Here is an 18689-nt window from a genome sequence, read left to right on the forward strand (position 1 = left end):
ATGTTAGGGAATAAAAAGTAGCAAAATAAAAAAGCCTTTAAAATCAAGGCTTTCTTGCTCAATAACTAATTTTTAATTCCCTAAGATTTACTTCAACGGACAAAATCGTCGAGGGTCATAAATGTTTCTATATCAAGGACATATTTCATTCTAAACGGTACTCTCTTTAACAATAATACAGACATAAATAATACTTGGCTGTTTCTTCGATATTCGGTACAGGAAATACCGCAAGTATTGAATGTAGAATTTTCTCTATACATATTTCTTCCATCAGGACGTTTCTATAAACCTTGCTCATTTATATAACTCCTGAGTAGCTCAATTAATTCTCTGTCCATAAAATCATAGTTATCGTTGATATACAGACAAACCACCTTTTTATCTACAATCATATCAGGATATTTTTCCTTTATTCTTCTAAAATGCTTTTTTTCCATACAAAATATGATATCAGCCCACCCAAGAAGACCTGCTGTAACTTTAATCCGAGCATTCGATTCTGTTCCTGCTGAACGTGCTTCGTGTCCATTATACCCATCGAATATTTTTTCGGCTGTTAAACTGCGTCGTTTATTTTGACTACACAAAAAAAGTAACTTCATCTTATTAACCCTTCATCTTAATATTCAACACTCAGTCATGCAAAATGAAATTTATACTAATCTCTATTAAATGGAAATATACATAGCAAGAAAAGCAAAAGATACATACTCTTTCTTTGTTTCATTGATTTTAAGCAATGTCATGTGATTATGCATAAATTGCAAGCTAAGCATCAATTATTCTATTCCTTCCAGACTGTCACACTTTTTCACAGTATCAATAGAGCCCTCCTCATTATACTTAAACTCAGCTACACAAACTGATCTGTGGAACAGGCTTCCGCCTGGCAACTCAGAAGTATGGTAAAACAGATAAGAATGTTCCTTAAAATCTGCAATACCGGGGTGGTTTGTAAAGCAATCTCCTGCTTCCATTAAAACACCGCCATACACCCATGGTCCAGTTGGCGAAATTGATGTTGAATAAGCCAGTTGTTCATTTTGCTGATTCAATGCAAAAGCCGCATATACCATATAATAAAGGTTATTTCTTTTATAGAACCAGGGGCCTTCTCCATAGGTTGTACCGGTATCATGACTTCCTTTTCCGAAAGATTCCTCAGTCATAGGGATTTTCACTACGCCAACAGTTTTGTCATAGGAAATCATATCTTCATTCAGAAGAACATAACGAAGTTCAGGATTTCCAAAATACAGATATGCCTGACCATCATCATCAATAAATACGGTGGGATCGATATCATTCCAATCTCCTTCATCTACAAGGGGTTCACCCAAATCCTTAAAAGGTCCTGCAGGGTTCTCAGATACACCTACTGCAATTGCCATTCCACCGTCTTTTTTATGTACCGGACAATAAAGGTAAAATTTACCATTGCGTTCTACGGCCTGAGGTGCCCATGCTCTGTCATCAGCCCATTCGATATCATCCAGAGAGAAAATTACACCATGGTCGGTCCAGTTCACCATATCCTTGGTGGAAAAACAACGCCAGTCTACCATTGTGTAAAAATTATTGATGAGTTCATCCTCATCATGAGTGGTATAAAGATAAAGTGTATCGCCCACCACCATAGGTGCAGGATCTGCTGTGTAAATTGATTCAATAATAGGATTTGTTCTCTTAGCCTTCATAACTTTTTTCTCCTGGTATTATATATTGGTGTAGCCAATAAAGGCTACTTGGTTAATAAGTCACGAATTCATCTGCTTCGTTGCTACAATACATGGTTCCATCACGAAAAAGCATAATCAGTATGAGCAATAGAATATACTGCTTTGTCTTTATCACTTTCATAGATATTGCAGTTTCATAGTTCATCAAATACTATCAAATATTATTTCTCTTAGTTTTAGTGCAATTTCATCTTTACAACAGTTGGTCATGTTGCTTAAAATAATAACTTCAACATTATCTTCTGGAAATATATTATTAGAAGAAACAAAACCAGGCTGCCCGCCATCATGTGATATTCCTGTCCGCATCCGTTTACCATATTCTCTTTGCCATAACATTATACCATAACCATAATACTGGTCTTCAGCCATTTTAACATGCTTATACAGCATCTTTTTGAGAAATTTCTCACTTAAAAGAGCTTCATTAAATAAAACAGAGTTCCATTTATGAAGATCTTCTATTGTTGAATATAGTGAACCACCAGCATAAGGTATGCTGAAATCTATAAAATCGCTGTTTTCAATCTCGCCATCCACCATATCGTAACCGGATGCTCTGTTTTTTATTAATTTAATATGATTATTGTATCCACTATTTATCATTGAAAGCTTATGAAAAATGTTTTCATTTACACATTCTTCATAAGTTTTATTGGTAAGCTTCTCAATAATATAGCCTAATAAAATATAACCAGAATTTGAGTAGGAATATCTGGATCCAGGTTCAAAGTTAAGAGGTTTATTTTTAAACTTCTCAATTAAGCCCATTGGTGAAATGTAATTTCGCATGTATAGGTCTAGGTCTTCATCTTCGGTGTAATTATAGATTCCTGAAGAATGAGTTAATAAATGATGTATTGTCACTTTATTTCCGGATGGATAATCAGAAATAAACATATTCAGTGTATCACCTAAACTCAATAAGCCTTTCTCTACGAGCTGTAAAACTAATATAGCGGTAAATTGCTTTGTTATAGAGCCAATACAAAATTTTGTTTCAGCGCTATTTGGTACATTTAACTCATAATTAGCCATTCCATATCCGTTATTAATTATAATATTGCCGTCAATTGACACAAGAATTGAACCACTAAACCAATGGTCCGGCACAGCAAAGCCACTAAGATACTTTTCTATATTTTCCTTTAAGCTATTAATACGTTCTTTTCTTAACATAATAAAAACTCCTTTCCCATTAAATTCATGATCATGGCCGCATAGCCCTTATTTCCCTACGCTTAAAAGCTATACTCTTAAATTATAGTCTTATCTTAATATCCCCGTTCTTTTAGACCCTTTACCAGACCAACATAAAACTCTCTCACATCAAATCCTTCAATATTTTCCCGGTTTAAATCTATTAAGTCCCCATGAGAAATTCCCCGTCGGCCTTTCGCCGTTAAATGTATCCGATTTTCGCCCCAGCCAAAGGAACTAACCGAAACCAAACCGTCATTTTCCCCGTCAAAATGTTTTACCAGTGGATATGAGAAATTAAGGGGAAATCTTCCGCCGGAAGCGACATTTAATTTTGAGCCGACACTCTGATAGTATATGCCTGGGATATCAAGAACTGTATCATTGAGTTTTTTACAGGCAAAAGCAGTTAAATCCTTCACTGCTGCTAAAAAATCAGGATTACTATCACCTAATTTTTTAAGAGCGGCGTTATATTTTTGAGCAATAAAATTACGGGTGCTCTCAGGAACCTTTGAAAGCAGATAATCTGCGAACAAACACCCATAATGGGGTGTGTTGATTGTTATAAGCGATGCAATAGAATCCTCTATCCCCAGCATACTGATTGCATATCTGCTATCTAACCCGCCCTTTGAATGTGCTATAATATTTACCTTACCACAGCCGGTTTCTTCAACAATCTGGCGAATTCTTTCAGCCAGTTCTTTCCCGCTTTCTATCACAGATGCAGCGGATTGGTGATTTCCATAATAAATCACTGCACCATTCATTTTTAGTTCTTTCGGTATTCTGCCCCAATAATTAAGATACTTGTAATCACGGAAGAAAACACCGTGCACTAAGAGAATTGGATATTTAGTATGGCAGCATTGACTATGTAACCTGTTTCTGTTTCTTGTTATTTTTTCACTTTCAAAAACAGCTTCTCTCGAAGCAATACGGATAATCTTCATTAAAACAAATAGATTCACCAAAGGAATCCAGCCGCAGATAATTCCTATGATACGCCATTTTATACCTAATTGCAGGGAAGTACAATAAACCCTTAGGATTCCATTCCAAAATACAATTGCTTCAACAAGAATTACTGTTAAAAGATAAAGCGGCAGAAATCCAAAGCCCGAAAATTTTTGATACCAATTGGCTATAAAATAAGTTGCTGATAAAATGGAGGAAATGAGAAAAATAAGCAGCAATTCGCATCCGTCACCGCATATCCTTAGCCGTAAAGCCGGGCATTGCCTGTTATGAAAGGAAGGAAACAGATTGATGAGTACAAATCCGGTTAAAAGAACTGCCGCATAATACCAATGATCTTTTATTATATCAAAATGAAAGATATTCACAGTAAAAAAAACAATAACAGAATAAATTATTCTTATCAATATTCTCATATGTAATCACCTAAAGTTATAATGTTTAACTATAAAAGTTATGTTGTTAATCAGCTTCTGTTTAATTCCATAAATTAACAATAATTCAAATTATGTAAATGAAGAGGTTAAAATAGTTTTAAATGAGTTACTAATTTTACAGTTTCATTTCATAATCCAATAATTTTCCGGCATACTCCTGATTCCATTCATTATTACGCTTTTGAACAAAAGTAAATCCAACGCTCTCATAATTCTTTTGCGCAGGCACTAATAATTCATCGGTAGTAACTAAAAGTTTTTTTGCCTTTTTATTGCTCATACGTTTCACCGCTTCCAGTAATTGCATTTTACCATATTGGTTCCCCTTATACTTTGTGGCAATGCAATTATGACCTAGTTCAATATATTCCGGAAGGTTTCTTGGATCCCAGCATATAAAACCAATGGGGGTATCCTTAAAGGCTGTAACAAATCCACATTCATCTGCTATCTGTAAATTATCATAGAAAAAGTCATCTGCTTCCTTCCATTTTACCGCCCAATCTCTTTCATATCTGCTTTCAAAGGAATATCCATCTTTTAGTAAATCATATATCATACCTCTATGAAACTCACTGAATTTTCTAAATTTGATGTCCACAAGTATTTTCCCCCTCCGTGTATTTTGCTTTCCGTATGTATGTAATAATCTAATGCAATTATAACACATATTAACTTTAAATCAATTCCGTAAATAATTGGTCCAAAATTGCTGCAAGGTATATATAAATGATTTCTCAAACAATTTCCTCATACATAAATCAGAATGCTTTTTTTATATAAAATTAATATTGATTAAACTTATGTAAAGTGATATCGTAAAATAGTAAATAATGTAAAATAATGAGTGATTTACTATCTTTAAATTAAACTTGGAGGAAATATGGCACAGATTCTTGTTGTAGAGGATAATCCGGATTATCTGGAGCTCCTTCAAAACTTTTTAGAAAATGCAGGGTATACAGTTACTACTGCCCAAGATGGTGTTGAGGCACTGGTTGAAGCAAAGAAACAACCCTTTGATTTAGTACTCTTAGATATCATGCTGCCCAAAATTGATGGTTATGGTGTATGTGAAGTAATCCGTAAAGAATCCAATATCCCTATTATCATGCTGACCGCACTGGAAGATGAGGCTCATCAGGTCCGGGGATTTGATTTAAGCATTGATGATTATATTACAAAGCCAGTATCCATGACAATCCTACTGCATAAAGTAGCCGCAGTGCTGCGCAGGTCATCGCCTATGGATGCTAAGATGCTTGTTTACCGAACTATCAGCCTGGATATTAACAGCCATACGGTCAGTATTTCAGGAAACCTTATCGATTTTACCCTTCGTGAATTCGAAATCCTGCAGGAACTGCTTCGTTCCCCCGGAGAAGTAGTTACCCGCAAAAAGCTTCTTGCAACTATATGGAGTTATGATTTTTATGGTGATGAGCGTATCATTGATACCCATATAAAAAATATACGCAGAAAGTTAGGGGATGAAGACTGCATTGAAACGATTCGCGGCTTGGGTTACAAATTACAAAAAGAAACTTAACGGTAGCTTAACTATAAAAACATACCTGGTTCTTCTGGCACTGCTCCTTGTTATCTGCTCAATCACATATATGTTAATCAGCCTGTTTTTGCCATTTATGAATGAAGGTCAGTCCCGAAGTGAACTTAATACACAGTCAAAGGCTTTGGTAGAACAGCTTAGACGCTGCCACACTTATGAAAGCGGGAAATTGTTTGCCGGTTTTATGCAGGTTACGGGTGCTGATTTATATTTACTGGACGAGAAATATAAACCCGTAGATCTATTCACCTTCACAATAACACATAAAACAATTGAACCGGGGCTTGAATACCCGTTTCGCTTTATCGGTTCGGAAAAGGAATATATACTGGTCGTACACTTAAGTACAGCACGTTCCGAGGAAATCAATCATGCTTTACGGAGAAGTTTACCCTGGATTGGAGGCTTGATACTTTTGATATCATTGTTTGGTGCATTTTTTATTTCCCGATATGCAACCCGTCCAATTGTCCGTATGAGTAAGACCGCCGCAAATATTGCTGATCTGGATTTTAGCTGGTATTGCCCTGATTTGCGCGAAGATGAAATTGGCGTGTTGGCTAAAAGCATTAATGAACTATCTGATAAGTTAAACACCGCACTTTCGTCCCTGCGCCGCCAAAACTCCTCTCTTGAGAATGAAATAGCCCTGGAAAAGGAACGGGAGCGCAAGCGGATGCTCTTCTTTTCCGCAGTGTCCCATGAACTCAAAACACCAATCGCAATTGTAATTGGCCAGCTTGAAGGTATGCAGGCAGGGATTGGTGTATACAAAGACAGATCTAAATATATTGCCCGATCAGCGGATATACTCAGATCTCTGGATGGATTTATAAAGGAGATTATTTCGGTTTCTTATATTGATATTTCAGAAAAAAAGGTACAAACACCGGTTGACTTATCCGACTTATTAGAAACTGTTCTTGGTGATAGCAACACTCTCATGGATGCCCGCACCATCCAATTGCATATTGAAATTGAACCGGCAATTATTATCCTGGGCGATGCAGTTTTACTAAAAAAAGCACTTAAGAATGTAATTGATAACGCAGTGCTCCATTCTCCAATGGGAAGTCCGGTTTCCGTTTGGCTTATGAGTAAAGAGGATAAAGCAGAACTGACAATAGCCAATGGTGGTGCCCATATCGCAAAAGAACACCTTCCCCATCTGTTTGATGCTTTTTACCGGGGAGACAGACATACCGGCGGATATCCGCAAGGAAGCGGACTTGGGCTTTATATAACCCGTATAATATTAGAAAGCCATCAGGTAATTCATAGTATTAAGAATCAGGATGATGGTGTACAGTTCACTGCACTATTCCAAGCAGCGAAAACTCCACACAAAAAACACAATACTTCATCCTGTCTCCAGAAAGTATCTGATAAAATAGATGGTAGGAACCCTGATTCGGCGTCCTTTCTCCATTAGCTCGGACGCTAAATGCGATTCTATCTAAGTTTAAAGAAAATATAAGTATAGAAAGGATGCCACAATACGATTACATTTTATTCTGTGGCCATATCGCCAGGAACTTGCGATATGCAATAGGTATAACGATGCAAATTGATGTTAACAACATAACGATGATTTACCCTTCCGGGAAAAAGGCTTTGCAGAATATAACGGTACATATGGACAGCCCCAACCTGATAGGGATACTAGGGCCAAATGGTTCGGGAAAAACCACTCTTATGAAACTCTTGATTGCAGGTTTAATTCCAACAAAAGGTGAAATTCTTCTGGACGGGAAAGATCTTCTTTCACAGGAAACACGCTTAAAAGCAATGCTGGGTTATCTGCCCCAAAGTTTTGGACTATTCGAGGAACTGACCGTATGGCAGTTTTTAGACTACATGGCAGCGCTTAAAGGCATTAAAAACCGAGAAGAAATTGACAATGTAATAAACCGCACCAGTTTAACGGAAAGCAGAAAAGTCCGTATTCGGAATCTCTCCGGCGGTCAACGGCAACGGTTGGGTATCGCCCAGGCTCTTTTAGGGGATCCCCGATTCATGATTCTGGATGAACCTACCGTAGGGCTTGATCCGGAGGAACGTGTGAAATTCCGCAATATCTTCTCTGATATGGCACAGGATAAAATTGTTTTACTATCCACACATATCGTAGAGGATGTACAGTCTATCTGTAACCGAGTTCTTGTAATTAACGACGGACTGATCTTATTTGACGGAGACCCTTCTGAATTAATTGAGAATACAAAAGGTCATGTGGGGGTTTATTTATCAAAATTAGGTGATACTGCCCCGGAAGGTTGTCAAGTGGTTTCCAAAATTAATATTGCCAGTGGTATCTTGTGCAGGATTGTTTCTGAAAGTCTTCCGGTTTTTGCAGAAAGTGTCGAACCCACACTGGAGGATGCTTATCTTTATCGCATTGAGAAAGGGGCGGTCAATCCATGAAGTTCTTTTCTCTCTATCGTGTAGAACTAAGACGGCTTGCCCTATCGAAATTTGTATGGGTGATTGCTGCCCTCAGTCTATTATCACCCTTGTTTGGCTATTCTATTTTTTTACAGACTCTTAGTAATAGCACTATGACAAACCAATATATTGCTAATCCAATTATGGCCGGTACTGTAATTGGTGCAATACTCTGGGCGTTACTTGCTATACTGGAATCTGACCGCTTCTACCGTGCAAAAACAGATGTGCTGATAGACTCTATGATTTCTCCGATACGTATCATACTCTCACGGATGTTTACTCTTATAACTCTTTCGACGGTAACAGCACTAATCTGCGGTATTGCCTATTTACCAATTACCATGGTTAAGATTAATTATCTTTTTAATTTCAAATTATATGCCAACAGCTTCCTCATATTGTTACTGCCAACATGGTGGATTTCCATCCTATTAGCTTTAACACTGTATCAGATTACCCGTCGGATCGAGTTTGCTGTACTGTTATACATAGGCGGCGTCTATTTCAGTTTTAGCCATTATATGTGGAATAATTACTTTGCTCATTGGATTAACCCTATTATTGTCAGTTTTTCGGACGGTTTTTCTAATGCGCTTATTCTGCGGATAACCCTTTATACCAGAGTTCTCTGGCTGTTACTAACAGCTGGCACCTGGGTCTTCTCCCTGCTTTGCATCCGCAGATATCAGAAAAGGTTGCTGGGCTCCTTTGTATGCGGTCTTAGGAAGATATATCTTCCATTTATCTCTTTAGCACTGCTTTTCACAGGGGTTATGCTATGGGTATGGCAGCCTTTAATAAACCATGCACCCTATGAGTGGAACAACAATATATATTCCCGCTCGGATAATTATCCCCCCAGAGCCACACATGCGGCTTACAAGCTGACTGCTAAAAAGTCAGGAACCATAATCGGTACTGCTGAGTATGTACTTGATAAATCGGACAATTCAGAAGCCCTGATCTGGCTGGATCCAGGATTTAAAATCACTACTATCCGTTACGATGGTAAAAATATAGACTTTCATACTAATAATATTGATATTAATGAATATCGGGGAACTACTTTTACAATTCCAAAAGGCATCAATAAGAAGTTAACGATTCATTATCAAGGATTTCCTAAGCTACTGCGTAGTTTTTTACCTTTCTCCTGGGATAACAGCAGCTCGGCTGATTATGTCTCCCTTAGTAATGCTGCTACGGTGCCTGACTTTACCAGTTTTTCTCTGCCAGGAAAATATGATCTGGAGCTGACGGTTCCCAAAAAACTTACACCTATTGTTGAGCATCAAATACTCTCTGACTATACCAATAACAAGGATGGCTCAAGAACATGGAAGACAACAGACGCACCGGGTCATTTAGGATGGATTACGGCCTGCGATTATAAAAATATAGAATTTCAGGCTGCCGGAACTAAAATAAACCTTTTATACAGTAAAAAATATGATAAGAATATAAAAAAATACGACATTCCAAAATCAATTGCAGAAGTGATGGAGTATTGTACAAAACACCTAGGACCCCTGTCCTTTGTTGAGAATGATTCGCTGATGATGGTACAACGCGCTTCTTCCATCAGTGGTGATGGTGGCAATGCAGGGAATGGCTGGGTAGAATGGGGCGAATTTTTATTCACGGAGAAAAACTTAAGTGATCCTCTGAAAGGAGCCGGTGCCGCAGAAGTGTTTGCCCATGAAATTATCCATGAATGGTGGGGCGGACTTGGAGTTTATAGTGAAGATGACGGTCTCTGGTCGGATGAAGGTCTGGATGTCTATACCACATATCGTATGATGAAAGAAAAATACGGAGAACTTTATGCGAAGAAAAATTATATTGACATCTGGCACTCTAACGTAGATGCCCAAAACCGCGGCTACTATTACCGACATCCTGAGATGTTAAGTAAGCTGCCCTTAAAATATCAAGCAGATTTAAAAAGCCAGGAACAGACAACCAATAAATACTGCCGTATGCCCTTAATGATTCTAAAGGCGGAACAGTTAGTTGGAGGTGAGGAAAAGATGGACGAAATTTTGCAATCTATCCAGAAAAAATACGCACACGCCCAACCAATCACTTATCGTGACTTTTTATTTGCCTGTGGTTTGAAAGAGAGGGATTTAGACCTTGAATAAAATATTTATGTATGAGCTTAGAAGGCTTATTTGGAACAAATTTTTTATCGGACTGCTGATTATTAATAGTATTTATGCCTGGTATGTCCTTACCTCAGAGACTATTGCAGGTGTAGCCTATACAGCACCCTTTTCACTTTGGAGTTTTGGCGCTTATTTTTCTTTGAGTCTGCCTCTTTCCATAATGACCGTGTTATTTTTGCTTTCGGTATACTCTTCCAAAAAGGAAAAACAGGTAGAGATCCTGACAACAGCAACGCCTGTGAATAAAGTACATTATGCCTTGGTAAAAAGTGCCGCAGTGACTGTCTGCTTTTTGATTATCTGCGCTGTGATATTTGGTCTTGGCATCTATTTTTATAGATCGGTCTTTGGATACCAGGAAATTCTATCCTTCTTTCTTCCTTCTGGAATGATAGTGCTGCCCTGCTTCGTATTTTCCATGGGCATAGGATTTCTTGCCGGAAGGGTACATCAATGGCTTTTGTACGGACTTATGGCTATTGTGTTGGTTGTTGGATTTGCTGGTTTAGGTGGGAATTTTGATTTTTTTGGTCACTGGTATTTTAGCAGTTATCCCATATCATTGCCTGTTGGAGGAGATGGCGAACCCGCCTTTATGGTAAGTTTCGGGTTTTTACTGGCACGTTTAATATACCTTGTAACTGGAAGCTTATTGCTGACAATAGGGATATGTTCGCAGCAAAAAAAAGCGAAAAAGGCATAGCTTATCTACTGAATAACTCAAGATAAAAGCAGTTCTTCCAATGTGATAAAAGTTACCCGCATGGTAAGAACTGCTTTTTAGACGAAAGAGCTTTCACTTTTCACTCAGTGATAAAGCGATAGATAAATCTTTTCGTGAGTATTACCAATAACATAATTATCCCAGTACAAGAGAGATGAATTAAACTGCAGATAATAATTTATCTCCTCTTACTTCCTCTGTATTCCAGCCAATCACGACGAATTTCCCATTTGAGTGTTCCGCCACTGTATTAATCCATGTTACTTCATTACCGGCTTTGGCGGATAACAAGTTATTCGTAGTTCCGCTTTTATAAAGGGAGGCATTTATTACCCACCATTTTGCTGCAATTTCAGCCCGTTTTAAATCTTCTTCCAGGCGCATTGCCTCATATACCGGTGTCGTTTCCGCAAGGGTAATTATGATAACTTCTGTTTCTTTTGAATTTCTAAGTCTCGGCAGTAATTTCTTAGCAGACTCTGGTATATCACCTTGAGAACGTTTTATCTCCTGATTGTAGTTTTGAGTGGAATCCAGCAATAATAAAGTATGACCGGTAGGGGCGGTATCAATTACTACAATCTGATCCTCCGCTTTTTCTACTATGTCTGCAAATGCCCGAAATACAGCTATTTCCTGGGTGCAAGGTGATCTTAAATCTTCTTCTACATAAGCCATATCTTCCTCTGACATAGTTTCTCTGGCTTTCCTTAAGACCTCTTCCTGGTACTTTCTCAATACTTCTTTTTCGTCAATATGACTCATGGTAATCCCATCAGTTTCCTCAAGTACAAATTTTAAATGAGCAGCCGGGTCAGTTGTGGTCAGATGAACTTTCTTGCCTTTCCCTGCCAGCCCTAATGCAATAGAAGCAGCAATTGAGGTTTTTCCGACACCGCCTTTTCCCATGGTAAATATCACTTTTTTATCGGAATTATATAAATCATCTATAATATCTTTTAATTTCGGAATTATAGGGGTATTTATTTTCGTGTTCACTGTATTAATATCATCCCTGGTTAAAAAAGCTCTTACCTTCTCAATACCGGTAATGTTATAAGCTCTTAAGGGAATGGTATATGTTTTTAAATTTCTGATACCGTCAGGTATATTGGCTAATGCCTTTTGCTGCTTTATATAAATACTTTCAGACACCTTATCATCCCAATAAGGCAAGATTCCGTTGATTACCATAATCTGGTTAGTTACACCTATGTCTGCAAGTTCATTAGCTGCCCTTGCTGCTTCTGCCAGCGGAGTTCGCTCCGGTCTGGCTACCAAAATCAATGTGGTCTGATTTTTGTCGGCTAAGGTCGCTACTGCTTTTTTATAGATATCTTTTTGATCTTCCAGACCGGATAATTGTCCGAGGCAGGAGGCTCCATGGGTATTCTCACTGATAAAATCACTCCAGGCAGAAGGTAGTTTCAGTAATCTCAGGGTATGCCCGGTAGGGGCAGTATCAAAAATAATATAGTGATACTCCCTTTGAAGCTTTTCATCGGTAATAAACCTGGAAAATTCATTAAAAGCTGCGATTTCAACCGTACAGGATCCGGAAAGCTGTTCCTCCATGTTTTTTATTACACTATCCGGAAGTTTTCCCCGGTACGGAGCTGTCACGCTTTCTCTGTATTCTGCTGCCGCTTTTACTGGGTCCAGGTTTGCTACCGTAAGGTTTTTAACCGCATCTATTACAACTCCTTTATTCGTAAGTTCTGTTTCAAATACATCCTGCAAATTAGATGCCGGATCGGTACTGATTAATAGAACTTGATAACCCAGATCAGCCAGGGATACTGCTGCCCCACAGGCAACAGAGGTCTTGCCAACCCCGCCTTTTCCGGTAAAGAAGAGATATTTTGTTAATTCTAATTTATTTAACTCTAATTGTTCCATTGCTTTCATTCCTTTCCGGTCTTAATCCGTACTTGTATTACAACAATCTCCTCCGGAACATCCGCAGCCCTGTGATTTGGTTATTTTTGCGTTTAAACTTCTCTTCCTTCCTGAGGTATTAATTTTAACATTAATTCTATTTTGTTTCGAAGTAAGATAAGTTTCCGGTATTTCTAACAGCTTAATAAATTCTTCGTTGGTTGGGTATCTACCGGTAATAATGATTTCATCATTATGCAGGATTATTGGTAAATCATCGCCCCCTTTCTCCATAATGTAATCATTTACTCCTTTATTATTAATAAATTCCTGGGGAGCACTTGTTAAATTATATCTTTCAATTTCAATTCCATATTTCTTAAGGGAATTCAGTACCGTTGATATTCTTAAAAGCTCCTTATCGACTCCAACACCACAAAGACCTGTCGGACAACACATAGCAGGTTCAAAAATCTCCATTTTTTTCATAGCAACCTCCAATTTGCTGCTTAAAGCAGCTATCTCATTTTAAACGAAAAGCACCCTTTGTGCTTTTGCCGGTTGAAAAACGCTTTTTATTTCAACCTTCCTCTATTCTGCTGCTTTAATGACTGCTTACTGCTGTTTTACCGTCATAATATTTCTTTTTAAAATAAAGTGCCAGGTTTACAAGACTAATCATAACCGGTACTTCAATCAATGGACCGATTACCGCCGCAAAAGCCTGATCCGAAGCAATTCCAAATACTGCAACGGCAACAGCTATAGCTAATTCAAAATTATTACTGGCAGCGGTAAAGGATAGCGTAACGGTTTGCTCATAATTAACTCCCTGCTTATAAGACATATAAAAACTCACCAGGAACATAATTGCAAAATAAATCAGCAAAGGTATGGCAATCCGTACAACATGCACGGGTAATTCTACAATAAACTGACCTTTTAAAACAAACATGACTACAATTGTATAAAGCAGGGCAATCAGTGCAAGGGGCGATAGTTTAGGGATAAATACCGTTTCATACCACTCCCGGTTCTTTATACGTAACAAAATAAATCTGGTTAAAAATCCGGCAGCAAATGGAACACCAAGATAGATAAGGACACTTTTTGCCACATCCAGAATTGAAATATTAATTACCTGACCGCCCCAGGATAAACCCAGCCATTTTGGTAATACGGTTACAAACAGGTATATATATACTGAATATAAGAATATCTGGAATATCGAATTCAGGGCAACCAGTGCGGCACAGTATTCATTATCCCCCTTAGCCAGGGTATTCCAGACAATAACCATTGCTATACAGCGGGCAAGACCTATAATAATTAACCCAACCCCATAGTTTGGCATATCAGGTAAGAATAAAACCGCTAGTATAAACATTAATACCGGTCCCACAATCCAGTTCTGTATCAGGGAAAGAACAAGTACTTTCTTATTCTCCAGCACACGGTTAATCTTTTCATATTTAATTTTTGCCAGAGGCGGATACATCATAACGATCAGACCAATTGCGATAGGCCAGGATATGGTACCCGTGCTCATCCCTTCCAGTGTTTTACCAAGCCCCGGAAACACAAAACCTAAGAGTATTCCAGCTGCCATTGCAATAAAAATCCAGATTGTTAAAAATCGGTCCAAAAACGACAATCTTCTTTTTCTTTCAGTTTCCATCTATTCCTCCATATATCCTTGTTAATTCTTAAGCTATATTCTTAAATCTTTAAGTTGTATACATTTATCTTTAATCTGTATTCTTTAATCTTTAATCTGTATTCTTTAATCTTTAGTCTGTATTCTTTAATCTTTAGTCTGTATTCTTTAAATCTTTAATCTGTGTTCTTAAATCTTTAATCTGTATCCTTTAGTCTTTAGTCTGTATTCTTTAAATCTTTATTTTGTATTCTTAAATCTTTAGTCTGTATTCTTTAAATCTTTAATCTGTGTTCTTTAATCTTTAATCTGTATTCTTTATCCCTCAATCTTTATTGTTTCCATTCCTTAATCAGTGTTTATTCTTTTGAAAATCTTCCGAAAGTGTTTATGACCTCCGGATAAATTGTAAACTTCCTTAAAACCATGATTTAAAAGTATATTCTGTGCTGCGTTACCGGTTACTCCTTTATTACAGTAGGTCACAGTGATAGTATTCTTATCAAAACTTTTAAGGGATTGCCTTAAGGTTTCATGGGGAAAATTACTTGCCGTTTCGATGTGATCTTTTTCATATTGTGCTAAAACCCTTGCATCAATCATATTATAATCCTTTCCGGATTCCATTAAATCCTTCAGTTCTTCTGCCGTAACAAGTTTTCTGTCTCCATGAATTGCATTGTCTAAAATCATACCGGTATACATAACCGGGTCCTTAGTGGTAGAAAAAGGAGGAGCATAAGCCAAATCGAGATGAAATAAATCATCTACCCCTGCTTTAAACGTAATTGCTGTGGCAAAAACATCAATTCGTTTGTCGACTCCTTCATCACCAATAATCTGTACTCCCAAAAGCCTGCCAGTTACATTATCAGCAACACCTTTTATTATCATTTCTTTTCCGCCCATATACTCAGGCTTATTAGGCTTTATATTATGACAGACTACCGTTTCATAACCTTCTGCTTTTGCTTCTTTTTCAGATAAACCGGTCTGGGCAATAACCATATCAAAAACCCGAAAGATTCCGGTTCCTAAGATTCCTCGAAAAGTCAAATTTCCCCCAGTTATACTATCCCCCGTAATTCTGCCGGTTTTATTGGCAGTGGAACCCATCGGACGGTATACTGGTTTTCCGGTTACAATATGAAATTGTTCGGTACAATCACCGCAAGCGTAGATATCTTCTGCACTTGTTAACATCCTATCATTTACCTTAATAGCCTTAGTAATCCCTAACTCGATTCCAGCCTTTTCTGCCAGTTCCGTGTTCGGTCTTACTCCTGCTGAAAGTAATATAAAATCCGTACAGATTTCTCTACCGTCCTCTAAAAGTACTCTGTCCTTTTTTATCTCTATCACATTAGCACCGGTTAAAACAGTGACTTTGTTCTTCTTAAGATGATCTTCTAAGTATAGGGACATATCCTTATCAAGCCCCGGAGTCACCTGAGGAAGTCTTTCGATGAGAGTCACCTCTAAACCAAGACGGACTAAATTCTCACAAACTTCAAGACCGATAAAGCCGGTGCCAAGAATAAGGGCAGACTTTGGTTTCTTTAAGCTAATATAATCTTTGATACGATTCATATCTCCTATGTTGCGAAGCGTAAAAACATGATCTCCTTTGGCCCCTTTCACAGGTGGAAGAACTGCTTTTGCACCGGTTGCAATTACAAGCTTATCATAGTGATCTTTAAAGCTTTCTCCAGTAGTCAGGTCTTTTACAGCAATTGTCTTAGCCGCTTTGTCAATGTCAAGCACTTCATGACAGACGAAAACGTCTACATTGTATTTGTGTTTAAAAAAGGAAGGCGTCCGGGGGGTCAGTTTTTCGGCTTCGTCAATTTCTCCACCGATATAATAAGGCATACCACAACTGGAATAGGATATATACGTATCCTTTTCATAGATAACGATTTCAGCAGTCTCATCATTTCTTCTGGCTTTCGCCGCAGCACTTGTTCCGGCTGCTACTCCACCGATTATTAACAATCGCATTTGCTTTCCCCCTTAACGGTTTTACAGATACAGGCTTCCTGAGGTGTTGTTATAAACTCCCACATTTCTTTCACTAAGGTGATTTTTTCTGGGTTTAAACGGTATCTCATCCAGGCTCCATCCCGCCTTCCATTAACCAGACCACTTTCCGTCAGTATTTTCATATGGTAGGATAAGGTCGGCTGTGTAATTTGAAATGGCTCTAAAATATCACATGCACACATTTCACCACAGGATAGCATCTCAACGATCTTTAGTCTTGTTTCATCCGCCAGTGCTTTCAAGATTGGTACATATTCATTATAATTGTATTTCATATTTTCACCTCACATATAGATGGTTTTCTATGATATTGATATTTATCTATATCCATAGTATAGCCATCATATAGAGAAGTGTCAATATGATTTATTTGATTTTACATATATATTACATAGAATAGTAGTAGAATAACATAATTTATCGCATGAACTTGATATAGACGTTAGACGAAAAAAAATTATTATAGTTGCTGAAAAAAGCCCCTAAAACACAGGAAAGGTTTTAGAAGGCTTAACCACATAAACAATATTATTTGTACACTATATAATGCAATATTAAGCTTGAATCGAGAACCACTCCCTAGCTTTCGTTACCTGTCAGAGTACTTCTCCGTTCCATCAGAATAACATCATGCCACTTTCCGGTGTCCATTCTTCCAAGGCGTTCCCGGTAACCAATCTCTCTAAAACCACATTTCTTATGTAAGCTCCTGCTGGTAAGATTCTCTTTTATGATTCCTGCCTGTATGGTCCAGTACCCCTTTTCTTCCGAGCACCTGACCAAATGATTAAGAAGAGTAGTTCCTACTCCAATACCCCTATACTTATCACCGATATAAATGCTGACTTCTCCTACACCAGCATATACGCACCTGCTGGATACCGGGGATAAGGCTGCCCAGCCAAGGATTTGCTCACCCGAACGTGCAACAAACCGGCAGTTAAGACTATGTCCCTTATCCCATTCTTCCCAGGATGGTACTTCATTTTGAAATGTAGCTATTTTAGTTTTTATACCTGCTGCGTAAATCTCTGAAACCTGCTGCCAGTCTGCTTCTTTCATCTCTTCTATTGTAAAATTCATTTCTGCTCCTTTCATTTATAAACGTTAGTATGATTCCCTGTAAATCCTAACGATACACTGATTGTACTTTTACTCTTAATAGATACGACTCACTGATTATTAATCTCATCACCTCTCTTTTATTTGAGTTAATTGTATCATACATCTGTTGTATATTGCAACTATTGTCTCTGAAAAAATTTTTTTTGATTTCCCTATGATATATCTAATAGAAAACTATAATTTCAAGTACTTTTCTGTGAATTAATAGCAGTTTAATAGGTTGTATCAGCCCTTATTCTCCTTAATAGATTGAACCAATAATTCCAGACTTTCTAAAACCTGATCCCTTTTATTTTCCGGAAGAGAGTTAAAGATTCCGGAATAGTAACCACTCATGTTATCTTCGATGGACTTAAAAACCTCGACGCCTTTATCGGTTAACTGTATTGTTACGTAACGCCTGTTTTCCTCATCAATATCCCTTTTTACCAGTTCCACATCAACCAGGTTATTAATGGTCCTGCTCATCGTACTTTTATCAAGTCCCAGTAAATCGGCAAGATTGATAAGTGAAATACGCTTTACTCTCCCGATTTCAACTAAAGCATGACATTGTGCAAGGGTAATTCCGCTGCAGGAGGCATCACTTTTCTCAAGAATGCCCAGATTTCTGACCAGTATCCGTAATTGTTCCCTTAGCATTTCACTTCCTTGGTTTAGCATTCCTTCACCTCTTTGTCTTAATTAAATATCCCAAAAGTCTGGTTCCTCGTATT

General features: G+C 37.8%; 17 protein-coding genes. 5 read left to right on the forward strand and 12 right to left on the reverse strand.

What is annotated here, in order from left to right:
• Positions 1-284: 284 nt before the first annotated feature.
• The 5 genes from QA584_RS13890 to QA584_RS13910 form a co-directional block, all read right to left on the reverse strand.
• Positions 285-605 (reverse strand): low molecular weight protein tyrosine phosphatase family protein, encoded by a 321-nt coding sequence (locus QA584_RS13890; RefSeq protein ID WP_278269616.1) that lies wholly within the window; start codon positions 603-605, stop codon positions 285-287.
• A gap of 177 nt (positions 606-782) precedes the next feature.
• On the reverse strand, positions 783-1700 hold the full coding sequence (locus tag QA584_RS13895) for a glycoside hydrolase family 43 protein (protein WP_278269617.1): 918 nt from the start codon (positions 1698-1700) through the stop codon (positions 783-785).
• Between the two features lie 186 nt (positions 1701-1886).
• Positions 1887-2921: a serine hydrolase domain-containing protein gene (locus QA584_RS13900; protein WP_278269618.1), complete on the reverse strand. Its 1035-nt coding sequence runs from the start codon at positions 2919-2921 to the stop codon at positions 1887-1889.
• A 95-nt stretch (positions 2922-3016) separates the two neighbouring features.
• Positions 3017-4339 carry an esterase/lipase family protein gene (locus tag QA584_RS13905; protein WP_278269619.1) on the reverse strand — a complete coding sequence of 441 codons (1323 nt, stop codon included), beginning with the start codon at positions 4337-4339 and terminating at the stop codon, positions 3017-3019.
• A 136-nt stretch (positions 4340-4475) separates the two neighbouring features.
• Positions 4476-4961, reverse strand: coding sequence for a GNAT family N-acetyltransferase (locus QA584_RS13910; protein ID WP_278269620.1), 486 nt, complete (start codon positions 4959-4961; stop codon positions 4476-4478).
• Between the two features lie 282 nt (positions 4962-5243).
• Here QA584_RS13910 and QA584_RS13915 point away from each other — a divergent pair, with 282 nt between their 5' ends.
• From QA584_RS13915 to QA584_RS13935, 5 genes are all read left to right on the forward strand, one after another.
• A complete protein-coding gene (locus QA584_RS13915) occupies positions 5244-5909 on the forward strand; it encodes a response regulator transcription factor (RefSeq protein WP_278269621.1) in 666 nt (221 codons plus the stop codon).
• Entirely contained in the window at positions 5851-7362 is a 1512-nt protein-coding gene (locus QA584_RS13920; protein ID WP_278269622.1) for a HAMP domain-containing sensor histidine kinase, read from the forward strand. The genes QA584_RS13915 and QA584_RS13920 overlap by 59 nt, the downstream gene beginning before the upstream one ends.
• 128 nt (positions 7363-7490) lie before the next feature.
• Entirely contained in the window at positions 7491-8354 is an 864-nt protein-coding gene (locus QA584_RS13925) for an ATP-binding cassette domain-containing protein (protein WP_278269623.1), read from the forward strand.
• Entirely contained in the window at positions 8351-10522 is a 2172-nt protein-coding gene (locus QA584_RS13930; protein WP_278269624.1) for a M1 family aminopeptidase, read from the forward strand. The genes QA584_RS13925 and QA584_RS13930 overlap by 4 nt, the downstream gene beginning before the upstream one ends.
• Entirely contained in the window at positions 10515-11249 is a 735-nt protein-coding gene (locus QA584_RS13935) for a hypothetical protein (protein WP_278269625.1), read from the forward strand. The genes QA584_RS13930 and QA584_RS13935 overlap by 8 nt, the downstream gene beginning before the upstream one ends.
• A gap of 180 nt (positions 11250-11429) precedes the next feature.
• Here the strand turns inward: QA584_RS13935 and arsA are convergent, their stop codons facing one another.
• The 7 genes from arsA to QA584_RS13970 all read right to left on the reverse strand — a co-directional run bounded on the left by arsA (position 11430) and on the right by QA584_RS13970 (position 18636).
• Positions 11430-13169, reverse strand: coding sequence for an arsenical pump-driving ATPase (gene arsA, locus QA584_RS13940; RefSeq protein ID WP_278269626.1), 1740 nt, complete (start codon positions 13167-13169; stop codon positions 11430-11432).
• Between the two features lie 21 nt (positions 13170-13190).
• Positions 13191-13637, reverse strand: a complete 447-nt coding sequence (gene arsD / locus QA584_RS13945; protein WP_278269627.1) for an arsenite efflux transporter metallochaperone ArsD — start codon at positions 13635-13637, stop codon at positions 13191-13193.
• A 115-nt stretch (positions 13638-13752) separates the two neighbouring features.
• Positions 13753-14826 (reverse strand): ACR3 family arsenite efflux transporter, encoded by a 1074-nt coding sequence (gene arsB, locus QA584_RS13950; RefSeq protein WP_278269628.1) that lies wholly within the window; start codon positions 14824-14826, stop codon positions 13753-13755.
• Positions 14827-15153: 327 nt separating this feature from the next.
• Positions 15154-16806 carry an FAD-dependent oxidoreductase gene (locus QA584_RS13955; protein WP_278269629.1) on the reverse strand — a complete coding sequence of 551 codons (1653 nt, stop codon included), beginning with the start codon at positions 16804-16806 and terminating at the stop codon, positions 15154-15156.
• Entirely contained in the window at positions 16794-17123 is a 330-nt protein-coding gene (locus QA584_RS13960; RefSeq protein ID WP_278269630.1) for an ArsR/SmtB family transcription factor, read from the reverse strand. The genes QA584_RS13955 and QA584_RS13960 overlap by 13 nt, the downstream gene beginning before the upstream one ends.
• 304 nt (positions 17124-17427) lie before the next feature.
• Positions 17428-17931: a GNAT family N-acetyltransferase gene (locus QA584_RS13965; protein WP_278269631.1), complete on the reverse strand. Its 504-nt coding sequence runs from the start codon at positions 17929-17931 to the stop codon at positions 17428-17430.
• A 267-nt stretch (positions 17932-18198) separates the two neighbouring features.
• Positions 18199-18636 carry a MarR family winged helix-turn-helix transcriptional regulator gene (locus QA584_RS13970; RefSeq protein WP_278269632.1) on the reverse strand — a complete coding sequence of 146 codons (438 nt, stop codon included), beginning with the start codon at positions 18634-18636 and terminating at the stop codon, positions 18199-18201.
• Between the last annotated feature and the right edge of the window lie 53 nt (positions 18637-18689).

Origin of the sequence: Anaerocolumna sp. AGMB13025 (assembly GCF_029689925.1) — a bacterium.
Taxonomy (GTDB): Bacteria; Bacillota; Clostridia; order Lachnospirales; family Lachnospiraceae; genus Anaerocolumna.

Coding starts and splice junctions, on each gene's coding strand:
- QA584_RS13970 (WP_278269632.1), bottom strand. CDS start 18,636: ATGCTAAACCAAGGAAGTGAAATGCTAAGGGAACAATTACGGATACTG.
- QA584_RS13925 (WP_278269623.1), top strand. CDS start 7,491: ATGCAAATTGATGTTAACAACATAACGATGATTTACCCTTCCGGGAAA.
- QA584_RS13905 (WP_278269619.1), bottom strand. CDS start 4,339: ATGAGAATATTGATAAGAATAATTTATTCTGTTATTGTTTTTTTTACT.
- arsB (WP_278269628.1), bottom strand. CDS start 14,826: ATGGAAACTGAAAGAAAAAGAAGATTGTCGTTTTTGGACCGATTTTTA.
- QA584_RS13920 (WP_278269622.1), top strand. CDS start 5,851: ATGAAGACTGCATTGAAACGATTCGCGGCTTGGGTTACAAATTACAAA.
- QA584_RS13955 (WP_278269629.1), bottom strand. CDS start 16,806: ATGCGATTGTTAATAATCGGTGGAGTAGCAGCCGGAACAAGTGCTGCG.
- QA584_RS13915 (WP_278269621.1), top strand. CDS start 5,244: ATGGCACAGATTCTTGTTGTAGAGGATAATCCGGATTATCTGGAGCTC.
- QA584_RS13895 (WP_278269617.1), bottom strand. CDS start 1,700: ATGAAGGCTAAGAGAACAAATCCTATTATTGAATCAATTTACACAGCA.
- QA584_RS13930 (WP_278269624.1), top strand. CDS start 8,351: ATGAAGTTCTTTTCTCTCTATCGTGTAGAACTAAGACGGCTTGCCCTA.
- arsD (WP_278269627.1), bottom strand. CDS start 13,637: ATGAAAAAAATGGAGATTTTTGAACCTGCTATGTGTTGTCCGACAGGT.
- arsA (WP_278269626.1), bottom strand. CDS start 13,169: ATGGAACAATTAGAGTTAAATAAATTAGAATTAACAAAATATCTCTTC.
- QA584_RS13890 (WP_278269616.1), bottom strand. CDS start 605: ATGAAGTTACTTTTTTTGTGTAGTCAAAATAAACGACGCAGTTTAACA.
- QA584_RS13965 (WP_278269631.1), bottom strand. CDS start 17,931: ATGAATTTTACAATAGAAGAGATGAAAGAAGCAGACTGGCAGCAGGTT.
- QA584_RS13900 (WP_278269618.1), bottom strand. CDS start 2,921: ATGTTAAGAAAAGAACGTATTAATAGCTTAAAGGAAAATATAGAAAAG.
- QA584_RS13960 (WP_278269630.1), bottom strand. CDS start 17,123: ATGAAATACAATTATAATGAATATGTACCAATCTTGAAAGCACTGGCG.